At 69.0% G+C, this 2,060-nt stretch carries 1 protein-coding gene; it reads left to right on the top strand.

Annotation, left to right across the window (positions count from 1 at the left end; genetic code table 11):
- Nucleotides 1-2,060, top strand: a 2,060-nt coding sequence (locus FOF48_RS36110; RefSeq protein WP_255443073.1) for a condensation domain-containing protein, incomplete at both ends; no start/stop codon positions are given.

Below are 2,060 nucleotides of genomic sequence, written 5' to 3'. Positions count from 1 at the left end.
TACCGCCCTGACGGCCGCCTCGAATACCTCGGCCGCATCGACTTCCAGGTGAAGGTGCGCGGCTTCCGCATCGAGCTGGGTGAAATCGAAGCAGCCCTCCGCCGCGCTACCGGCCTCAAGGACGCCGTCGTCATCGCCAGGGGGGAGGCCGCTGACAAGCGCCTCGTCGCCTACGTCACCCCTCGCGAGGGCCACTCTCTCGACATCGACTCCCTCAAGGCTCAGCTCCGGAACCAGCTCCCCGAGTACATGGTGCCCTCCGCCTTCCTCGTGCTCGACGCCCTGCCCCTCAACTCCAACGGAAAGGTCGACCGCAAGGCCCTCCCCGAGCCGGAGGCCCCCCAGGCCACCCACTCCTACGTGGCCCCTCGCACCGAAGCCGAGGCCTCTCTCGCCTCCATCTGGGCCGAAGTCCTCCGTTTGCCCCAGGTTGGCGTGAAGGACTCCTTCTTCGAACTTGGCGGACACTCCCTCCTCGCCACCCAGGTGGTGTCTCGCGTCCGCTCCGAGTTCGGCGTGGAACTCCCCCTCCGCGCGCTCTTCGAGTCCCCCACCATCGAAGCTCTCGCGGGGCGGCTGTCAGGCCTCGCGCGGACGCACGCGACACGGATCACCCGTGCCTCGCATGAAGGCCCACTGCCGCTGTCGTTCGCGCAGCAGCGTCTGTGGCTCATTGATCAGCTCGAACCGGGCAGTGCCCTCTACAACGTACCGGTGGCGGTGCGGCTGGACGGCCACTTGCGCCCAGCGGTGTTGGAGCGTGCCCTGCAGGAAGTCGTGCGCCGTCACGACACCCTGCGCACGACCTTCAGTCAGGTGGAAGGCGAACCCGTCCAGGTCATCCATCCTGACAATCCCATGCGGCTGGGCCTCGTGGACCTCACGGACGTACCGGCCGCGCAGCGTGAGACCGAGGCCCGGGCGTGCGTGGAGCAGGAGATGCGCCGCCCCTTCGCTCTGCGCACGGGCCCCCTCGTTCGCGCGCTGCTCTTCAAGCTGGCCGAACGAGAGCATGCGCTTGTCGTCACCCTGCACCACATCGTCTCCGACGGCTGGTCCCTGGGCATCTTGGTCCGCGAGGTGGGCGCGCTCTACTCGGCCTTCTCCGAGGAGCGGCCCTCACCTCTGCCCGCGCTTCCGGTGCGGTACGCGGATTACGCAGCCTGGCAGCGCCGCACGCTGAGCGGCGAGGCGCTGCGTCGAGAAGTGGCCTACTGGGAAGGGAAGCTCTCCGGCGCGCCCGCCATCCTGGAGCTGCCCACCGACAGGCCGCGTCCGGCCATCCGCGGCACCTCGGGCGCGACCTTCCGGTTCACCCTGTCCCGTGAACTGACGGAAGGCTTGCGGAGTCTGGCGCACCGCGAGGGCGGCTCGCTCTTCATGGTGCTGCTCGCGGCCTGGCAGGCCCTGCTGTCGCGCTACACGGGCCAGCAGGACATCAACGTCGGATCGCCCATCGCCGGCCGCACCCGCGCCGAGACGGAAGGTCTCATCGGCTTCTTTGTCAACACGCTCGTCCTGAGGGCGAAGCTGGAGGACGGGCAGTCGTTCCGTGCGCTGCTCCAGCAGGTCCGCGCCACGGTCCTGGAGGCCTACGAGCACCAGGAGGTGCCCTTCGAGAAGCTGGTCGAAGCGCTCCAGCCGGTGCGCAGCCTCAGCCACACCCCGCTCTTCCAGACGCTGCTGGCGCTCCAGAACGTGCCCACGGAAGACCTGCGGCTGCCGGACCTCCGTCTGCGGGGCATGGACACGGCGCATCCGACGTCGAAGTTCGACGTGAGTGTCTTCTTCACGGAGACGACGGCGGGCCTGCACGGCACGCTCGAGTACAACAAGGACCTCTTCGACCACGGCACCCTGCAACGGATGGCCGGCCACCTGCGCACGCTGCTGGACGCAGTGGCCACCCATCCCGACCAATCCCTGGCCGAGCTCCCACTGCTCTCCAGCGAGGAGCGTCAGCGCCTGCTCGTGGACTGGAATCCCTCCGCGGTCGCCAGTCCCACGGACCTCCCCGTCCACGTCCACTTCGCCCGGCAGGCCGCGCGCACGCCGGACGC

Source organism: Corallococcus sp. Z5C101001, from assembly GCF_007352635.1.
GTDB lineage: Bacteria > Myxococcota > Myxococcia > Myxococcales > Myxococcaceae > Corallococcus > Corallococcus silvisoli.
Note: the sequence above shows the minus strand (reverse complement) of the source record. Positions and strands in the feature narration are given on the sequence as shown.